General features: G+C 62.8%; 15 protein-coding genes. 13 read left to right on the forward strand and 2 right to left on the reverse strand.

Annotated elements, in window-relative coordinates; all coding sequences use genetic code 11:
• Positions 1–255 precede the first annotated feature (255 nt).
• Both HCN58_RS29025 and HCN58_RS29030 read left to right on the forward strand, forming a co-directional pair.
• Positions 256–1,965, forward strand: a complete 1,710-nt coding sequence (locus HCN58_RS29025; protein WP_171582790.1) for a sulfatase-like hydrolase/transferase — start codon at positions 256–258, stop codon at positions 1,963–1,965.
• 33 nt (positions 1,966–1,998) lie between these two features.
• A complete protein-coding gene (locus HCN58_RS29030) occupies positions 1,999–3,729 on the forward strand; it encodes a sulfatase-like hydrolase/transferase (RefSeq protein WP_235983984.1) in 1,731 nt (576 codons plus the stop codon).
• Positions 3,730–3,841: 112 nt separating this feature from the next.
• On the opposite strand, the gene HCN58_RS29035 is transcribed toward HCN58_RS29030, so the two are convergent.
• Both HCN58_RS29035 and HCN58_RS29040 read right to left on the reverse strand, forming a co-directional pair.
• Positions 3,842–5,401: a glycine betaine ABC transporter substrate-binding protein gene (locus tag HCN58_RS29035; protein WP_171582792.1), complete on the reverse strand. Its 1,560-nt coding sequence runs from the start codon at positions 5,399–5,401 to the stop codon at positions 3,842–3,844.
• Entirely contained in the window at positions 5,398–6,183 is a 786-nt protein-coding gene (locus tag HCN58_RS29040) for an ATP-binding cassette domain-containing protein (RefSeq protein WP_171582793.1), read from the reverse strand. Before HCN58_RS29040 ends, HCN58_RS29035 begins: the two co-directional genes overlap by 4 nt.
• 262 nt (positions 6,184–6,445) lie before the next feature.
• On the opposite strand from HCN58_RS29040, the gene HCN58_RS29045 reads away from it, so the two are divergent.
• The 11 genes from HCN58_RS29045 (at position 6,446) to HCN58_RS29095 (ending at position 16,601) form a co-directional block, all read left to right on the forward strand.
• Positions 6,446–7,273 carry an ABC transporter ATP-binding protein gene (locus tag HCN58_RS29045; RefSeq protein ID WP_171582794.1) on the forward strand — a complete coding sequence of 276 codons (828 nt, stop codon included), beginning with the start codon at positions 6,446–6,448 and terminating at the stop codon, positions 7,271–7,273.
• A complete protein-coding gene (locus HCN58_RS29050; RefSeq protein WP_171582795.1) occupies positions 7,273–8,061 on the forward strand; it encodes an ABC transporter permease in 789 nt (262 codons plus the stop codon). Before HCN58_RS29045 ends, HCN58_RS29050 begins: the two co-directional genes overlap by 1 nt.
• A 182-nt stretch (positions 8,062–8,243) precedes the next feature.
• On the forward strand, positions 8,244–9,272 hold the full coding sequence (locus tag HCN58_RS29055) for an ABC transporter substrate-binding protein (protein WP_171582796.1): 1,029 nt from the start codon (positions 8,244–8,246) through the stop codon (positions 9,270–9,272).
• Between the two features lie 50 nt (positions 9,273–9,322).
• Positions 9,323–10,030 carry an NUDIX hydrolase gene (locus tag HCN58_RS29060; RefSeq protein WP_171582797.1) on the forward strand — a complete coding sequence of 236 codons (708 nt, stop codon included), beginning with the start codon at positions 9,323–9,325 and terminating at the stop codon, positions 10,028–10,030.
• 99 nt (positions 10,031–10,129) lie between these two features.
• Entirely contained in the window at positions 10,130–11,440 is a 1,311-nt protein-coding gene (locus HCN58_RS29065; protein ID WP_171582798.1) for an ABC transporter substrate-binding protein, read from the forward strand.
• 15 nt (positions 11,441–11,455) lie between these two features.
• Positions 11,456–12,223 carry an ABC transporter ATP-binding protein gene (locus tag HCN58_RS29070; RefSeq protein ID WP_065731085.1) on the forward strand — a complete coding sequence of 256 codons (768 nt, stop codon included), beginning with the start codon at positions 11,456–11,458 and terminating at the stop codon, positions 12,221–12,223.
• A 2-nt stretch (positions 12,224–12,225) separates the two neighbouring features.
• Positions 12,226–12,930 (forward strand): ABC transporter ATP-binding protein, encoded by a 705-nt coding sequence (locus tag HCN58_RS29075; protein WP_171582799.1) that lies wholly within the window; start codon positions 12,226–12,228, stop codon positions 12,928–12,930.
• Between the two features lie 238 nt (positions 12,931–13,168).
• The gene (locus HCN58_RS29080; RefSeq protein WP_171582800.1) at positions 13,169–14,050 is read left to right on the forward strand and encodes a branched-chain amino acid ABC transporter permease; all 882 of its coding nucleotides are present in this window, start codon (positions 13,169–13,171) and stop codon (positions 14,048–14,050) included.
• Positions 14,047–15,027, forward strand: a complete 981-nt coding sequence (locus HCN58_RS29085; protein WP_171582801.1) for a branched-chain amino acid ABC transporter permease — start codon at positions 14,047–14,049, stop codon at positions 15,025–15,027. Before HCN58_RS29080 ends, HCN58_RS29085 begins: the two co-directional genes overlap by 4 nt.
• On the forward strand, positions 15,024–15,944 hold the full coding sequence (locus tag HCN58_RS29090; RefSeq protein WP_171582802.1) for a polyphosphate kinase 2 family protein: 921 nt from the start codon (positions 15,024–15,026) through the stop codon (positions 15,942–15,944). The genes HCN58_RS29085 and HCN58_RS29090 overlap by 4 nt, the downstream gene beginning before the upstream one ends.
• 249 nt (positions 15,945–16,193) lie before the next feature.
• Positions 16,194–16,601 carry a hypothetical protein gene (locus HCN58_RS29095; protein ID WP_171582803.1) on the forward strand — a complete coding sequence of 136 codons (408 nt, stop codon included), beginning with the start codon at positions 16,194–16,196 and terminating at the stop codon, positions 16,599–16,601.
• The last annotated feature ends 102 nt before the right edge of the window (positions 16,602–16,703 follow it).

A 16,703-nucleotide genomic window follows, 5' to 3' on the forward strand; every position in this document is an offset into this window, starting at 1 on the left:
CGTGATCGGTCATTCCGGGATGGTCCGAAGGACCAGACCCGGAATCTCGAGATTCCGGGTTCGATGCTCCGCATCGCCTCGGAATGACAGCGCCAATTTACCCTCCCGCGTTCGCCCGAGGGCAAATTCATTGCGCGTTCATGACGATTCCACTACGTTTTTGTGACACGGCACAGGTTCCGGATGGGTCGTGCGTCTCCTGGTCGTCACCAGCCAAGGCTTTGCATTGCGCCGGGTCATGTTGCGTTCCCTCCCATGGCGCCGGCGCCAAATCCTGGGCCCTCCACCACTACTCTTGTCGCCGGCCTTGCCGCGATCGGTTTCTGGCGCCTTTCGGCCGTTGCTGCACCGCACATGGCGGCGCTGGCGATCCTGCTGCACACCGAAAGCGATTTCGGCGGCCGCATGGGCTTTGCCCTGGCCTGGGGCATTCTGAACTTCTGCTTTATTGCGCTGCTGCGCCGTCCGGCGCTGTCGGGCGCTCTGTCGCTCACGCTGGTTGTGCTCTTGGTGCTGCTGTCGCGGCTCAAGCACGACGTCGTGCAGATGACCGCGAACTTCGTCGACCTGATGGTGATCGACCGCGACACCGCGGCCTACTTGTTCACGATTTTTCCCAATCTGCGCTGGAGCGTGGTCGGCGCAGCGTTCGGTATCCTGCCGCTGATGTACGCGCTGTGGTGGCTCGATCCGTTCCGCATTCGCCGCAGGCCGGCCGCGGCCGGCCTGCTGGCCTGTCTCGCCGGCCTAGCCGGTTATTCCGTCGTCTGGCCCGATGAAGCCTGGCGCGGCTATTACGATAACGGCTATCTCTCCAAATTTGCGCGCTCGGGCGTGACGGCGGTTGCTGACTTCGTCAATTACGGCTTCATGGAATCGGAAGCCGCGACTGCCGAACGATTGAAGGTGCCGCTGGTCGATTCCTGTCATGTGGCCGGTCGCCGCCCGCACATCATCATGATCCATGACGAGTCGAGCTTCGACATCCGTCAGGCCGCGGGCGTCAAGGTGCCGCCGGGCTATGGCAGCCATTTCAAGTCCTTTGACGGCCGCGAACGCAAGTTCATGGCCGAGAGCAGCGGCGGCGCAAGTTGGATGGCCGAGTACAACGTGCTGGCCGGCTTGTCGTCCCGGTCGTTCGGCCGCTTTTCCTATTTCGTCACCCGCATTGCGTCGGGCCGAGTCGAGCGCGGATTGCCACTGGCCCTGCGCCGCTGCGGCTACAACACCATCTCGCTCTATCCGGCCTACGGCGCCTTCATGGGCGCGCGCGGCTTCCAGACCTCGACCGGCATCCAGCACTTCTATGACGCGCGCGCTCTCGGCGCGAAAGGCATCGAGCCCGACAGCTTCTTCTACGACAAGGCGCTGAATCTGATCGCCGAACAGCCGGCCAAGACGCCGCTGTTCACCTTCGTCTATCTCGCCGCCAACCACTTCCCTTGGGAAACCAAATTCCGCCCCGACCTGCTGCCGTCCTGGCGGGCCCCCGGCAACGAGCCCGTGGTCGACGAATATCTGCGCCGCCAGACATTGAGCGCCGGCGACTATGCAGCGTTCTTAGCCAGCCTGAAGAAGAAGTTCCCGGCGCAGCCGTTCCTGATCGTGCGCTACGGCGACCATCAGCCGGAGTTTTCCTCGAACCTGCTCGATCCCGGCCTGGATGAAGCCAAGCTCGCCCGCAAGTTCGATACCCACGACCCGCGCTACTTCACCACCTATTACGCGATCGACGCCATCAACTTTGAGCCGGTGAAGAGTTCCGCGATCATGGACACGATCGACGCGCCCTATCTGCCGCTGGTGATTCAGGAGGCTGCCGGCATTCCGCTCGACCCGTCTTTCGAGGAGCAAAAGAACATCATGCTCCGCTGCAAGGGTATATTCTACGCCTGCAAGGATGGCGCCGAGGCGCGCAGGTTCAACCGGTTATTGATCGAGGCAGGTTTCATTAAAGGGCTTTGAGGACCCGAGATGTCAGTCGTTGCGGGACCTGGAATGAGTGAAGACGCTCGCGCAGACGCGCGCAGCGTCCGGTTCTTTGTTCAGGCCGGCCTGGTCGCGGCCGTCCATCTGGTGGGGCTGGCCGTGCTCTTGACCGCCGAATACGGGCCGTTTGCGATCACGCTTGCCGTGCTGACGTGGATATTCGTGAACTGCTTCCTGCTGGTCGTGCTGCAGCGGCCCGGCGTGTGTGCGGCGATTGCGGTGACGCTCATCGTGATCCTGATCGCGCTGTCGCGCTTCAAGTTCGGTATCCTGCAGCTTACCCTGACGTTCCTCGACTTCCTGATCATCGACCGCGACACATTCTCGTTCCTGCTTTCGGTGTTCCCGCGCCTGCAGATGCAATTGATATTGGCGGCGCTGATTGCGGCTCCGGTGTTGTGGGCGCTCTGGCGCTTCGATCCGTTCCGAGTGCGCCGCGCTTTCGCGTTGACTGGCCTTGCCGCGTCGGCGGTCTTGATATCGGCGATGTCGCTCGCTTCCCCCGAGCAGCCCTGGGAGCCGTTCCAGGGCGTCAATCACATTTCCAGTCTGGCGCGTTCCGGCGTGGTGGCGGTATCGCGGCTGGCTTCGACCGGCTGGATCGAGGCAAATCCGCCGGCTGACGGCGCGCTGCGCCTGGCGTCGGATGCACATGCTGCCCTTTCTCCGGTGCTGCCGCCTGCTACCGCTTGCGATCCGGGGGCCAAGCGGCCGCACATCATCCTGCTGCTCGACGAGTCGAGCTTCGACGTCACCTCGGCGCCCGGCATCAAGGTGCCGGCGGGATATGCCGATCACTTCAAGTCGGCCGACGGCAAGCGGCGGACCATGATGGCGGAATCGACCGGCGGTCCGACCTGGTACACCGAGTTCAACGTGCTGACCGGCCTGTCGGCGCGCTCGTTCGGCGATCTGAAATTCTACGTCACGCGCATTGCCGCCGGCCGCGTGACGCGCGGATTGCCGCAGTCGCTGCAGAATTGCGGCTACAAGACCGTCTCGCTCTATCCGACCTACGGCGACTTTCTCAGCGCGCGCGCCTTCCAGAAGGGCACGGGCATCGACCGCTTCATCGACATGGCCGAGATGGGCGTGAACGAGGACATGCAGCCCGACAGCTTCTATTACGATCAGGCGCTGAAGGCGTTTGCACGCGAAGAGCCGTCGCGGTCACCGGTCTTCATGTTCGTCTATCTCACGGCCAATCATTTTCCCTGGACCGATGTCTACCGGCCCGACCTGACGCCCGAGGGCTGGATGCCGCCCGGCAACACCGCCGAGATCGATGAGTACATCCGCCGCCAGACCATGACGGCCAACGACTATCGCGAATTCACCGAGCGGCTGAAGCGCGACTATCCGGACGAGTCTTTTCTCATCCTGCGTTTCGGTGATCACCAGCCGGCGATCTCGCAGAAGCTGCTGGAGCCCGGGATCGATCGGAAATTGCTGGCGAAGCGCCTGATGGCATCAGACCGACGCTATTATTCCACCTATTACGCGATCGATGGCATCAATTACCAGCCGCGCAATCTGTCATCGGCGCTCGAAACGCTCGACGCGGCCTACATCCCCGTCGTGCTGCAGGAAGCCGCCGGCATCCCGCTCGATCCGAGCTTTGCGGAGCAGAAGAGCATCATGCTCCGCTGCAAGGGCATATTCTATGCTTGCAAGAAGGGCAGCGAGGCGCGCCGCTTCAACCGCCTTTTGATCGACGCCGGCATGATCAAGGGGCTTTGATTCCGCGTTATCCCCGTCACTGCGAGGAGCGATCGCGACGAAGCAATCCATGCGTCCGCTTGTGGTGAGGTGGATTGCTTCGCTGCGCTCGCAACGGGGCCGCGGCAAATCCTCACTTCTTCCCCAGCTTCTCCCAGAGCCATTGCGCCACCGCATCCGGCGAACTCGCCGCATCATTGCCGGCTGCGCGCAGATTCGCCTCGCGCATGGTGGCGATGTCGATCTTGCCGAGCAGCGGTGCCAGCGCCTTGCGCAGGGCCTCGTCATTGGCGCGCTTCGGCGCCAGCAGCACGATCGCGTCGTAGGGCGGGATGGCGTGCCTGGGATCGCCGAGCGCCACCAGATCGTATTTCGCGATCAGCCCGTCGCTGGTGTAGCCGGCGATGACGTCGATTTCGCCGGAGGCGACCGCTGCATACATGAAGTCCGGCTGCATCTGCCGCTGCCCACGGAATGACAGGCCGTAGGCCCGCCGCAACGCAGCCCATTCGGGGCGCGAGAAGAATTCATAGTCGCCGGCGATCGACATGTTCGCCGCGCGTGAGGCAAGATCGGCGATGGTGCGGATGCCCAATTGCTCCGCGCGTCTGCGCGGCATGACCAGCGCATAGGCGTTCTCGAAGCCGAGTTCGCCTGATAGTGTGATGTTCTGCCGCGCCAGCATCGTCCTCAGTTCGGCCAATAATTCCTGGCGCGGCTTGATGTCGGTGCGGTGAAACTGGTTGGCCCAGAGCGTGCCGGAATAGTCGATGTAGACGTCGATATCGTTGGAAGCCAGCGCCTCGAAGATCACGTTGGAGCCGAGACCTTCGCGCGTCGTCGCGGAAAGTCCGGCGGCTTTCAGTCGCTGCGCCATCAATGCCGACAGCACGTATTGCTCGGTAAAGGTCTTGGCGCCCACGACGTAATTCGTTTGCGCGCGCATCATGGTCGGCACCAACGTGGCAACGACCAAAGCCGCGATGCCGACGCCGCCAAGCGCCGCACGAAGGCGGCTGCGGTTGCGCAAGCCGCTTTCGATCAGCGCCAGCAACTGATCGACCGCGAGCGCCAGCACCGCGGCGGCAAGGCAGCCGAACAGCACGAACACCCAGTTCTGGGTCTGTAGCCCGGCAAAGATGTAATTGCCGAGGCTGGTCTGGCCGATCGGCGTCGACAGCGTTGCGGTGCCAATCACCCAGACTGCGGCAGTGCGAATGCCCGCCATCATCACCGGCAGCGCCAGCGGCAATTCCACGGTGAACAGCGATTGCCGCGGCGTCATGCCGACGCCCTGCGCCGCTTCCAGGATCGCGGCGTCGACACCTTGCAGCCCGGTGATGGTGTTGCGCAGCACCGGCAGCATCGAATAGAGCGCCAGCGCCAGCACTGCGGGCAAAAATCCGAACGCGGAAAAACCGAAGCCGAACCACGACAGCGACAGCGCCGCGAGCGCCAAGAGCAGCGGATAGAACAGCGCCAGCAACGCCAGCCCCGGCACCGTCTGGACGATGCTGGCAAGCCCGAGCAGCGCCCCGCGCAGCACCGGCTGACGCCGTGAGATGATCGCAAGCGGCAGGCTGAGGAGCAACCCCAGCGCCAGCGCGGCGACACTGACGCGAACATGGCTGCCGAGATAATCGGGCAGGTGGCCCAGCGCTTCAGCCCAGCGCGGATCGGCGAAGATGCTCATGCCGCACCCTCGCGAGGCAGCAGGGCGCCGAGCCGCTCGGCCTGCCGGCGCGGCGTGCGCAGGAGTTCGCCGACGTAAGCGTCACCGCTTTCGGAAAGCTCGGCCGGCGTGCCCTGCGCCAGCAGTTTTCCGCCGCGCATCACAGCGATGCGGTCAGCAAGCAGGATCGCTTCGGTCATGTCATGGGTGATCATGACCGTGGTCAGGCCGAGTTTCCCGTGCAGCTCGCGAAAATCATCACCCAGCGCATCGCGGGTTAAGGGATCGAGCGCGCCGAACGGCTCGTCCATCAGCACGATGCGCGGGCGTGCGGCCAATGCACGGGCCACGCCGACGCGCTGGCGCTGGCCGCCGGAAAGTTCGTGCGGCAGGCGGTCGCGATATGGCGCGCGATCGAGCCTGACCAGGTCGAGCAGTTCGTCAACCCGCGCGGAAATCTCGGCGGGCGCTGTGCCAAGAAGCTTCGGCGTGATGCCGATATTGCCGGCGACGGTCAGGTGCGGAAAGAGCCCGCCGCTCTGGAACACGTAGCCGATCCGCCGCCGCAGCAGGATCGGATCGACGCTGCGCACGTCGTCGCCTTCGATCGTGATCGAGCCGGCGTCCGCCTCTATCAGCCGGTTGGCGAGCCGCAGCAGCGTGGTCTTGCCCGAGCCGGAGCCGCCGACGATAGCGACGAATTCACCCTCGGCGACATCGAGCGAGACGTCGTCGACGGCGATGACGCGGGTGCCGTCAAAGGTCTTGCTGACATTCGCGTAAGCAATCAGGGGAGGGCTCATGCGGTCTCAGATCCTTCACCCTCCCTGGACGGGAGGGTCGACGTGACCAAAGGGAGCGGCGGGATGGGGTGAAGCTCTCTCCACTCGAACAGTGGCCGAGCTGAGAGATCACCCGCACCCCATCGAGCATCTTGCTTCGCGCGATGCTCGCCGACCCTCCCCCTCCAGGGGAGGGTGAACATCAACTACCACGTCGCGTCGCTTCGTTGAACTTCTCCTTCGTAACCGCTAAGGCATCACTGCAAACGTTGGGGAGACAAACATGGCAGATACCGCACAACCGGCAGCGGTCGCACTCGAAAACGCGACGGTGGCGTTCCGCGTGGCCGGGGATCGCGTCTATACGGCCGTGGAAAAGGCCAATTTGTCCGTCGCGCACGGCGAATTCGTTGCCATCGTCGGGCCGACGGGATGCGGAAAATCGACGCTGCTCAACGTCGCCGCGGGGCTTCTGAGACCGGCATCAGGATCGGTGAAGATCTTCGACCAGCCGCTAACGGGTTTGAACCGCGACGCCGGCTATCTGTTTCAGGCCGACGCGCTGTTTCCATGGAAGACCGCGCTCGACAACGTCGCCATCGGGCTCGAAATCAAGGGCGCGCCGCGCGAACAGGCGCTGCAGCGCGCGCAGGGCTGGCTCACCTCGGTAGGGCTCGGCGCGTTCGCCAACCGCTACCCGCACATGCTCTCCGGCGGACAGCGCAAGCGCGTCGGTCTGGCGCAGGTCCTGATCCGCGATCCCAAGATACTGCTGATGGACGAGCCGTTCGGCCCGCTTGACGCTCAGACAAGGCAGATCATGGGCAATCTCCTGCTCGAACTGTGGAACGCCGACCGCAAGGCGGTGCTGTTCGTCACCCACGATCTCGAAGAGGCGATCGCGCTGGCCGACCGTGTCGTGATCATGTCGGCGGGGCCTTCGGCGCGCATCATTGGCGATTGGCGGGTGCCGCTGCCGCGCCCGCGCGACATCTCCGAAATCCGCATGGAAAAGGATTTCCATGCGCTGCACCGGGAAATCTGGAGCCTGTTGAAGGACGAAGTGATGAAGGGTTATGCGCAATCCTCGCTAAGCGCGGAGGCAGTCTGATGTCGCGCCCGATGCTGCTCCTCTCGCAATTGCTGGTCGCAATCGTCGCATTGGCGTTGTGGCAGTTCCTCACGTCAGTGCCGGTGTTCGGCCGCATCCTGCTGCCGCCATTCTTCTTCTCCAATCCGGTCGATGTCGCCGGCCAGATCGTCAAATGGTTTTCTTCCGGCGTGATCTGGAAGCACCTGATCATCACGCTCTGGGAATCGATCCTCGCTTTCGTGATCGGCTCGCTCGCCGGCGTTCTCGTCGGGTTCTGGTTCGCGCGCCAGCCGCGCGTTGCCGCGGTATTCGATCCCTATGTGAAAATGGTCAACGCGCTGCCGCGCGTGGTGCTGGCGCCGATCTTCACGCTGTGGCTGGGGCTCGGCATCTGGTCCAAGGTCGCGCTCGGCGTCACGCTGGTGTTCTTCATCGTGTTCTTCAACGTCTATCAGGGCGTCAAGGAAGTTTCCAATACCGTGCTCGACAATGGCCGCATGCTCGGCATGAACGAGCGGCAACTGATGCGGCATGTCTACTGGCCCTCGGCGCTGTCCTGGATGTTCTCCTCCCTGCACACCTCCGTCGGCTTTGCGGTGGTCGGCGCCGTCGTCGGCGAATATCTGGGCTCGGCCGCCGGCCTCGGCTATCTGATCCAGCAGGCCGAAGGCGTGTTCGACGTCGCCGGCGTGTTCGCCGGCATGTTCGTGCTGTCCGCCTTCGTCATCCTGATCGACATGGGCGTAACGCTGGTCGAGCGGCGGCTTCTGGTCTGGCGGCCGACGGCGGCGGAGGGCAGGGGGTAGGCATTCCGCTCCCTCCACCGTCATTGCGAGCAATCCATTTCTCCGGCGGAAGAAAGAATGGATTGCTTCGTCGCTTACGCTTCTCGCAATGATGGAGGAGGGGCCGATCCCTGGAATGACGGCCGACGCCTTCTCAAGCCCCACCCGTTGCCTTATCTTGCTGCCAACGAATGGAGGAACCCATGAAGAAACTATTCGGCCGGCTGGCCGCTTCGCTGCTGGCGCTCACCCTGACCTCGGGATTTGCCGCAGCGCAAAGCAAGGTCACCATCGCGGTCGGGGGCGGCGCGTGCCTATGCTATCTGCCGACGGTGTTGGCAAAACAGCTCGGTGAATATGAGAAGGCGGGCGTGGCCGTCGAACTGGTCGACCTCAAGGGCGGGTCGGACGCGCTGAAAGCCGTGCTCGGCGGCAGCGCCGACGTGGTGTCGGGCTATTTCGACCATTGCGTCAACTTGGCCGCCAAGAAGCAGGAGCTGCAGTCTTTCGTGATCTACGACCGTTATCCCGGGCTGGTGCTTGTCGTGTCGCCCGCGCACACCAATGAGATCAAGTCGATCAAGGATCTTGCCGGCAAGAAGGTCGGCGTCAGCGCGCCGGGCTCCTCGACCGATTTCTTCCTGAAATATCTGTTGAAGAAGAACGGCCTCGATCCGACCAGCGCCGCCGTGATCGGCGTCGGCCTCGGCGCCACCGCGGTGGCGGCGATGCAGCAGGGCCAGATCGACGCCGCCGTGATGCTCGATCCGTCCGTCACCGTTTTGCAGGGCGGCCATCCGGATTTGAAGATACTGGCCGACACCCGCACGCAAAAGGATACGCTCGCCGTGTTCGGCGGCGAGTATCCGGGCGGCGCGCTCTACACCACGACGGCCTGGATCAATTCGCACGAAAAGGAAGTGCAGGCGCTCACGGGCGCGATCGTCAACACGCTCAACTGGATCCATTCGCATTCGCCGGAAGAGATCATGGCGAAGATGCCGGAGGGAATGGTCGGCAAGGACAAGGCGCTTTATCTCGCCGCGCTGAAGAACACGATTCCGATGTACTCGCTGACCGGCTTGATGGACCCCAAGGGAGCCGACGCAGTGCTCGCCGTCTTCAGCGAAGGCTCGCCCGAGGTGGCGAAAGCCAATATCGACGTGACCAAGACGTACACCAACAAATACGTCGAACAGGTCAAGAAGACCACCGGCGTGAATCCTAAGTGAAGAAAGGATAGGATCGGCGTGAAATCGAGCGAAGTCAGGCGATGAGTGGCATGAGACCTCCGGCCATTCATCGCGTCAGCACGCTCGATCTCACGGTCGAAGCGTGGGCGTGGCCGTTCGCGGACGCGCGACGCGCGGACATCGATGCGCATTTCGCCGATAGGCAACGCGAAAGGCCTGCACTGTGGAACGGCCGCGTCCTTCTCGGGCGCAGCCCGGTATTTGCCGGCGATTGTTTCAGCGCCAGCTATTTCGAAACCGATTTCGCCAGTTTTCTGGCGTGGCGCGACTGGGGCTTTCCCGATGCCTCCGTCTTCAACGGTTTCGGCATGGGCGCGCTACTCTGCGCCGACGGAGCCTTCGTGCTCGGCGAGATGGGTCCGCACACGGCGAATGCCGGGCGCATCTATTTTCCATCAGGCACGCCCGACCTCGACGACATCAGGGACGGCACGGTCGATATATCCGGCAGCGTCGTGCGCGAGCTCGAGGAGGAGACAGGACTTGCCCCCGGCGAATACGAGCGTGAGGCGCATTGGTACTGCGTCTACACCGGGCCGGCGCTCGCGATGATCCGCGTCCTGCGCGTCGACATGCCCGGCGACGCGCTGCGCGACCGGATCGAGCGCAACCTGGCCGCGCAGCGTGAGCCGGAATTATCCGCCATCCACCTCGTGCGCAGCGCGCGCGATCTCAATTCGGCAATGCCGCGTTTTGTCACGGCGTTTATCGAGGCGCAGCTCGCTTCCAGGCCCTGACCAAGTAATGCGCTTGACATCTGGTCGCGCTATCAATGTGATAGGCGCTAACCAAGAACAAGAAAATGCAGTGCACAAAAATAATCCAGGGAGGATTCCATGCCGGGGCGCAAAGCTGCACGCCTTCTCGTCGGGCTGTCTGCCGCAATCGCGGTGCTGGGGATGGCGGTTTCCGCCGAGTCTCAGGAAAAGAAAATCAAGATCGGCGTCATCTACGACCTGACCGGGCCGCTCGCCGGCGGCGGTTCGGAGCTGCAGTATATCGGCGCCAAGATCATGCTCGACCAGTTCGCCAAGACCGGCGTCGAGGGTTACAAGGTCGAAGCGGTTTACGCCGACGCGCAGAGCAAGCCTGATGTCGCGATCAACGAGGCGGTCCGGCTGATCGAGCAGGAAAAGGTCAACATGCTGCTCGGCTTCTTCTCCTCGGCGCAATGTGTGCCGGTCGCCGCGCGGGTCGAGCAGCTCAAGAATTTCATGTGGATCACCACCTGCATCTCATCCGCGGTGCTGGCCGACAAGAACTTCAAGTATGTTTTCCGTCCGCAGGCCTCGGGCGACCAGTTCGGCATGATGACGATGGATTTCATCGCGCAGAATTCCAAGGAAAAGCTCGGCAAGGAGCCGAAGGATCTGCGCGTTGCCATCATCCACGAGGACGGCGCCTATGGCGTCGACGTGTCGAAGGGCAACGAGGCCGGCGCCAAGAAGGCCGGCTTCAACATCGTGCTGAAGGAAGGCTATTCCGCTACCGCGCCCGATCTTTCCGCACTGGTGACCAAGCTGAAGCGCGCGCGGCCCGACGTGATCTTCCACACCGGCTACAATCCGGATATCACTTTGTTCGGCCGCCAGGCGCGCGAGCAGGGCCTGAAATTCGCGGCCCTAGTCGGCCACGGTGCGGGCTATGGCGTCTACGAGAAGCTGAAGGAAGGTCTTGGCGCCGACGTCAATTACGTCTTCAACACCGATCCGATCTCGATCTGGCTCGCCAACCAGAAAGCGATGGATCCGAAATTGCCACCGGTCATCAAGATGGTCGGCGAGGAATTCGACAAGGCCAAGCCGGGAGTCGCAATCCGCTCCGCGCATGTCGGCATGGCGGCGTCCAATACCTACCTGTTCCTGACCGACGTGCTGCCGCGCGCCATCAAGAAATATGGCGGCATCGATCCCGATGCCTTGCGCAAGGCCGCGCTCGAGACCGATATTCCCGAAGGCGGCACCATGCTGGGCTTCGGCGTCAAGTTCCACGGCGAGGGCACCCAGATGGCCGGCCAGAACGAACGCTCGTTCCCGGTGGTCATCCAGTACATCGACGACAAGTCGTATGTGGTGTGGCCGAAGAGCCAGGCGCAGCGCGAGGCCGTGCTGCCGCTGCCGAAAGGAACGACGTTCAGCAACCAGTAACGCGGAGCATCTGGCGTGCTGACTGTAGAAGGATTGGTGAAGCGCTTTGGCGGCTTCACCGCTGTGAACAACGTGTCGTTCCGGGTCGAGCAGGGCGAGATTCTTGGCCTGATCGGCCCGAACGGCTCCGGCAAGAGCACGATCTTCAACATGCTGTCGGGCACGCTGATCCCGACGGCGGGATCGATCCTGTTCGATGGCGCTGAGATCGCCGGCAAGGCGCCGCACCGCATCATCAACAGCGGCATCGGCCGCACCTTTCAGATCCCGCGGCCGTTTCACCGCCTCACGATATTCGAGAATGTGGCGCTCGCAGGCTATTACGGCCAGGGCAGCCACAGCCGCGCCAGGGCGGACGAGGCCGCCGAACGCGCGCTGGCCATGGTCGGCCTGCCGACGAACCGTCACGCCGGCGTCGATGGCTTAGGTGCCGCCGGCCTGAAAAAGCTCGAACTCGCCAAGGCGCTCGCGACCGGGCCGAAACTTCTGCTCGCCGACGAAAGCCTCGGCGGGCTCGACGAGCACGAGATGGATCAGGCCGCCGACATGCTGCGCAAGATCCGCGACGAACTCGGCATCACCATCATCTGGGTCGAGCACATTATGGGCGTGTTGATGCGGGTGGTCGATCGCGTGATGGTGCTCGATCACGGCGAGAAGATTTCGGAAGGCCTGCCGAGCGCGGTGGCGAGCGATCCGCGCGTGATCGAGGTCTATCTCGGCACGGACGCGGATTCGAGCCAGGCCGCAGCGGCGGAAGCGCGCCGGCGGGCAGGGGTGTAGGTATGCTCGAACTCAGATCGCTCGACGCGGGCTACGGCAGCTTCCAGGCATTGTTCGGCATCAATCTCGACGTGAAAGCGGGCGAAGCCGTCGGCGTGATCGGCCCGAACGGCGCCGGCAAGACTACGCTGATGCGCGTGATCTCAGGCTTGATCCGGCCCGGCAAAGGCACGATTACGATGGAGGGCCGCGATGTCGTGGCGACGCCTTCGCACCGGATCGTCGATCTCGGCATTGCCCACGTGCCGGAGAACCGTCGGCTATTTCCGCGGCTGACCGTCGACGACAACCTGAAGATGGGCGCCTACATGCCGGGCGCGCGCGCCAAATATGCCGAGCGGCTGGAATTCGTATTCGACCTGTTCCCGCGCATGAAGGAACGGCGCAGCCAGATGGCCGGCACCATGTCGGGCGGCGAGCAGCAGATGTGCGCAATCGGCCGTGCGCTGATGTCGGATCCGAAATTGCTCCTGCTCGATGAGCCCTCGGCAGGACTTGCCCCGGTCGTGGTGCAGCAGGTGTTCGAGCTGGTGAAGCGAATTCGCTCCGGCGGGCTGACGGTTCTGATCGTCGAGCAGAACGTGCAGCAGGTACTGAAGGTGGTCGACCGCGCGTACTTGCTGGAGGCCGGCACCATCCGCGCATCGGGCACGTCGGAGGAGATGATGAAGACGGACACGATCAAGCAGGCATATCTCGGGGTCTAGGCGTGATGGCGAGAATGGCGACCGCGATGCAACTGCACTCCCTCTTCCGCTTGCGGGGGAGGCATAGGCGGCCTATGGCCGCCGTTCTTTGGAAGAACGCCGATGCGCAGCATCGGCTACGGGTGGGAGTGCCGCCGCGAGTCAAACTGCCCGTATGGAGAGAATTCCCCCACCCGGATCGCATCTACCGATGCGATCCGACCTCCCCCGCAAGCGGGAGAGGTGAAGGATAGCACCAATGCAGGCATTCCTCGATATCTTCGACATCTACCTGCTGGAGGCCGTGGTCAACGGCATCCTGCTCGGCGGCGTGCTGGCGCTGCTCGCGCTCGGGCTCAATTTGATCTTCGGCGTCATCGACGTCACCTGGATCTGCTACGCCGAACTCGTCATGATCGGCATGTACGGCATGTACTACATGGTCCAGGTGTTCGGGCTGCCGTACTGGGTTGCTGCGCCGTTCGCGATCCTGCTGGTCGCGGCCCTTGGCGCGGCGCTGCACTACATCGTCATCGCGCCGCTACTCACCGCACCGCCGATCAACCAGTTGCTCGCCACCGGCGGCGTGCTGTTTATCCTGCAGAGCTTTGCCACCGTTGCCTTCGGCATCGATTTCCGCAACCTCGGCATCCGCCTGCCAGTGCTGGCGATCGGCGAGATGCATTTCAGCTATTCGCGGCTGCTCGCCTTCATTGCCGCCTTGCTCGGTATGCTGGCGGTCTACTTCTTCATGACGCGCACCTATACCGGCACCGCGATCCGCGCCATCTCGCAGGACCGCCAGATCATGTCGCTGATGGGCGTCGACACAAAACGCATCTATCTCATCACCTCGGCGCTCGGCGGCGCGCTCGCCGGCCTCGCCGCCTGCCTGCTGGTGTTGCAATATGACGTGCATCCCTTTGTCGGGCTGTCGTTCGGGCCGATCACGTTTCTGATCTGCGTGCTCGGGGGGTTAGGCAATTTCGTCGGCGGTTTCATCGCGGCCTTCGTGTTTGCCGAGATCATTTCGCTGGGCGGCCTGTTCTCCGACCTCGAATGGGGCTACGTGCTGGCGTTCGCCTTCTTCATCGTCATGATGTTCATCCGGCCCGCGGGCCTTCTGGCGAGGCGCTCGTGAATTCCCGTCATGCCGCCTGGGGCATCGGCCTCGCAGCGCTGATCGCGCTGCCGTTCGTATACCGCGACCCCTATCACCTGCACATTCTCGTGCTGATCCTGATCTGGTCGTTCGCCTACACCGCGTGGTCGATCATGGGCCGCTTCGGCCTGGTGTCGCTCGGCCATGGCGGCTTCATGGGCGTCGGCGCCTATATTACCGCGCTGTTGTGGAATCATCTCGGCGTTTCGCCGTGGATCGGCATTCCCGTCAGCATGGTGGCGGCGGGGATATTGGCGCTGATCGTCGCTTACCCCTGTTTCCGCTTCCGCATCACCGGGCACTATTTCGTGCTGGTGACGCTGGCGTTATCAGGCATCGTGCTGCAGGTCATCACCGCGACGCGCGACTACACCGGCGGCTCGCTCGGCTATACGCCGAACCGTGCCCCCAGCGGTCACGGGCTGATGGCGCTGCAGTTCGACGACAAGACGACATGGTATCTGATCGCGCTCGCCGTCTGGGTGCTGGGCCTTCTGATCTGGCGCTGGGTCGACCGCAGCATGAGCCGCTACGCCATGGAGGCGATCTCGGAAGACGAGGACGCCGCCGCCGCGGCCGGCGTCAACGTGACAGCCGAAAAGCTCAAGATCACGCTGATCTCGGCGCTGATGACGGCGCTCGCCGGCGCGCTGTACTGCCAGTACCAGATGTTCATCTCGCCCGATACGGTCAGCGGCATTGCGGTGTCGCTGCAGATGGTGTTCGCCGTCATCGTCGGCGGGCTCTATGTTTCGCTCGGGCCCACTGTCGGCGCCGTCATCACCATCCTGCTTGCCGAAGTGCTGCGCATCGGCTTCGGCACCAAGGCGGTCGGCTGGGACAACCTCGTCTACGGCGTGCTGCTGGTGATCTTCATCATATTTCTTCCCAAGGGCATTCTTGGTAGCGTCCTCGACAGATTGAAGACGCAACCCAAGCCCTCCGGGTCGAAATGAGCAAAAAATCCTCGCAGCCGATTGCCGATGAATTGAAATCCTACGTCGCCCCGTTCCGCTACGACGGCTCGGGCGAATTTCATCTCAAGTCGCACAAGACCAATGAGAAGGGCGGGCTCGACAAGGAGAGGGCGACGAAAATCATCGAGGCGAACCGCGAGCGATTGGCCGAATTTCAGGAAAAACTCTACGCGCAGGACCGCTGGTCGCTGCTGCTGATCTTCCAGGGCATGGACGCAGCCGGCAAGGATTCCGCGATCAAGAGCGTATTCGAAGGCGTCAATCCGCAGGGCTGCGAGGTCACCGCGTTCAAGCAGCCGTCGACCAAGGAACTCGACCACGATTTCCTGTGGCGCAGCATGATCGCGCTGCCGGAGCGCGGCCGCATCGGCATCTTCAACCGTTCCTATTATGAGGAATGCCTGGTGGTGCGGGTGCACCCGGAAATTCTCGCCAAGCAGAAGATCCCGCCTCGGCTGGTGACCAAGGACATCTGGAAGGAACGCTTCGAGGACATCTCCGCCATGGAACGCTATCTTGCGCGCAACGGCACCGTGATCCTGAAATTCTTTCTCAACGTCTCCAAGGAGGAACAGCGCGAGCGCTTTCTCGAGCGGCTGGAAGAGCCCGCCAAGAACTGGAAATTCTCGCTGGCCGACATCGGCGAGCGCGCGCTGTGGGCGAAATACCAGGCCGCCTACCAGGACCTGATCCGCCACACCTCGACGAAAGCCGCCCCGTGGATCGTGGTCCCCGCCGACCACAAATGGTTCGCGCGCGTGGTGATCGGCTCGACGATCGTCGCAGCTCTCGACAACCTCGATCTGCATTTTCCAAAGGTCGACAAGGCCGACCGCAGCGAGTTCGCCAAGGTCCGCGAGGCATTGGTGAGTGAGGGGAAAGCGACGAAGAAGTAGGGTGCGAAGGCGCACTTGCGCCCGTGCCGACCATTGGCACCGAGTACGCGGGCGGAATGGTGGGCACGCTGCGCTTTGTCCACCCTACGAATTCTGGATCACCCGGCTTCGCCAGCGGGCGGCAGCCAGCACCCGGGGCAAGGCAGTGCCGTAAACAAATATTAACCAAAGGGTAGCGTTGTAAACGAATTATTAACCAATTGGGTTCGGGATTGGTGACGCGACAAACCTGCACCAAGGGAGAAGCTGATGGACACCTCAACGTCTGCCGCACCCGACGAAAACACGTCTCCGGCGGAATCGGCTTTGGCGACACAACTCAGCAAATCGGAAGCGCAAGAGAAGTCGAAACCCTCTGGCCCACTGGAGATCAGCGCCGAACGAATCAGCTCTTCCGTCGCCCGGTTGACCTCAAATTCGATAGACGAGCTTCAGGGGTTAGTTTCCGAACTGCAAAAGATGCAGGAATTCCTGAAGTCCGAGGTCAACAACGTGCAGCGCCAAATCGACAGCGCGTTGGCCGGAATTAACATCATCGTCGAAACCATTAGTCCGTGGAAAAGTATCGCGGGCTCACAAACACATTCATCCGGCACTCGCAATGTCCGCGCGGGGGGACCGGCGGCCAATATTGAGCAACGCATGCGGGTCGGGTAGCAGCGGCGGGCGCGCCGCTCGCCGATATTTGCTGGCTCGGTACCTGGTGCGAACTCAGACCACACTCCCGGCAGAACTGCCGTCGGCGTAGGATACTCGGCT

Origin of the sequence: Bradyrhizobium australiense (assembly GCF_013114825.1) — a bacterium.
GTDB lineage: Bacteria > Pseudomonadota > Alphaproteobacteria > Rhizobiales > Xanthobacteraceae > Bradyrhizobium > Bradyrhizobium australiense.

Bases quoted from the DNA above. Each gene is read 5' to 3' on its own strand.
- HCN58_RS29025 (WP_171582790.1), top strand. From the start codon at position 256: ATGGCGCCGGCGCCAAATCCTGGGCCCTCCACCACTACTCTTGTCGCC.
- HCN58_RS29030 (WP_235983984.1), top strand. From the start codon at position 1,999: ATGAGTGAAGACGCTCGCGCAGACGCGCGCAGCGTCCGGTTCTTTGTT.
- HCN58_RS29035 (WP_171582792.1), bottom strand. From the start codon at position 5,401: ATGAGCATCTTCGCCGATCCGCGCTGGGCTGAAGCGCTGGGCCACCTG.
- HCN58_RS29040 (WP_171582793.1), bottom strand. From the start codon at position 6,183: ATGAGCCCTCCCCTGATTGCTTACGCGAATGTCAGCAAGACCTTTGAC.
- HCN58_RS29045 (WP_171582794.1), top strand. From the start codon at position 6,446: ATGGCAGATACCGCACAACCGGCAGCGGTCGCACTCGAAAACGCGACG.
- HCN58_RS29050 (WP_171582795.1), top strand. From the start codon at position 7,273: ATGTCGCGCCCGATGCTGCTCCTCTCGCAATTGCTGGTCGCAATCGTC.
- HCN58_RS29055 (WP_171582796.1), top strand. From the start codon at position 8,244: ATGAAGAAACTATTCGGCCGGCTGGCCGCTTCGCTGCTGGCGCTCACC.
- HCN58_RS29060 (WP_171582797.1), top strand. From the start codon at position 9,323: ATGAGACCTCCGGCCATTCATCGCGTCAGCACGCTCGATCTCACGGTC.
- HCN58_RS29065 (WP_171582798.1), top strand. From the start codon at position 10,130: ATGCCGGGGCGCAAAGCTGCACGCCTTCTCGTCGGGCTGTCTGCCGCA.
- HCN58_RS29075 (WP_171582799.1), top strand. From the start codon at position 12,226: ATGCTCGAACTCAGATCGCTCGACGCGGGCTACGGCAGCTTCCAGGCA.
- HCN58_RS29080 (WP_171582800.1), top strand. From the start codon at position 13,169: ATGCAGGCATTCCTCGATATCTTCGACATCTACCTGCTGGAGGCCGTG.
- HCN58_RS29090 (WP_171582802.1), top strand. From the start codon at position 15,024: ATGAGCAAAAAATCCTCGCAGCCGATTGCCGATGAATTGAAATCCTAC.
- HCN58_RS29095 (WP_171582803.1), top strand. From the start codon at position 16,194: ATGGACACCTCAACGTCTGCCGCACCCGACGAAAACACGTCTCCGGCG.